At 42.0% G+C, this 1,286-nt stretch carries 2 protein-coding genes; both read left to right on the top strand.

The window, feature by feature from the left end:
- Window positions 1-550: PD-(D/E)XK nuclease domain-containing protein (locus tag H8S63_RS19715; protein ID WP_186927712.1), on the top strand; the 550-nt coding region annotated here is incomplete at its 5' end.
- 23 nt (window positions 551-573) lie between these two features.
- The coding region (locus H8S63_RS19710) for an AAA family ATPase (protein WP_186927711.1) at window positions 574-1,286 on the top strand (713 nt) is incomplete at its 3' end.

Here is a 1,286-nt window from a genome sequence, read left to right as displayed (position 1 = left end):
GGTGATTTACCAGAGCGGATATCTTACCATTAAAGGTTATGACGAGGAATTCGGAATGTATCGTCTTGGCTTTCCTAATCGTGAAGTAGAAGAGGGCTTTGTCCGTTTTCTTCTTCCTTATTATGCGAATGTCAACAAGGTGGAGTCTCCTTTTGAGATTCAGAAGTTTGTCCGTGAGGTGCGGGCAGGTGATTACGATTCTTTTTTCCGTCGTTTGCAAAGTTTCTTTGCGGACACTGGCTATGAAGTGATTCGCGAGCAGGAATTGCATTACGAAAATGTCCTTTTTATCGTTTTCAAGCTGGTGGGCTTTTATACCAAAGTGGAATATCATACAAGCGAAGGGCGTATTGACCTTGTTCTGCAGACGGACAAATTCATATATGTCATGGAATTTAAACTGAATGGCACGGCAGAAGAAGCTTTGAATCAGATAAATGATAAACATTATGCACTTCCTTTTGAAGCGGATAATCGTAAGCTTTTTAAAGTGGGTGTGAACTTTAGTTCGCAAACAAGAAATATAGAGAAATGGATAGTGGAAGAGTAGAATCATAAAAAAAAGAAGCGAGCATGAGCAATAAGATATATCCCATTGGTATCCAGAACTTCGAGAAAATCCGTCAAGACGGTTATTTCTATATAGATAAGACAGCCTTGATGTATCAAATGGTAAAGACCGGGAGTTATTACTTTCTGAGTCGTCCGCGACGTTTCGGAAAGAGTCTGCTTATCTCTACTTTGGAAGCCTATTTTCAAGGGAAGAAGGAACTGTTTGCAGGCTTGGCGGTGGAGAAACTTGAAAAAGACTGGATGGAACATCCTATTTTGCACCTTGACCTTAATATCGAGAAGTATGACACTTCGGAGAGTCTGGATAATATTCTAGATAAATCGTTGACCGCTTGGGAAAAGCTGTATGGTGCCGAACCATCGGAACGTTCGTTGTCCCTACGTTTTGCCGGTATTATCCAACGTGCTTATGAAAAGACCGGTCAGCGGGTGGTTATCTTGGTGGATGAATATGACAAGCCGATGTTGCAGTCAATTGGCAATGAGGAGCTGCAAAAGCAATTCCGGGATACCTTAAAGCCTTTCTATGGGGCTTTGAAAACGATGGACGGCTGTATCAAGTTCGCTTTGCTGACGGGGGTGACGAAGTTTGGGAAGGTGAGCGTATTCAGTGACTTGAATAACTTGAAGGATATTTCAATGGATGAACGTTTTGTAGATATTTGCGGCATAACGGAGAAAGAAATCCATGACAACCTGGAAGCGGAATTGCA

Origin of the sequence: Bacteroides sp. NSJ-39 (assembly GCF_014287315.1) — a bacterium.
GTDB classification, from domain to species: domain Bacteria; phylum Bacteroidota; class Bacteroidia; order Bacteroidales; family Bacteroidaceae; genus Bacteroides; species Bacteroides finegoldii.
Note: the sequence above shows the minus strand (reverse complement) of the source record. Positions and strands in the feature narration are given on the sequence as shown.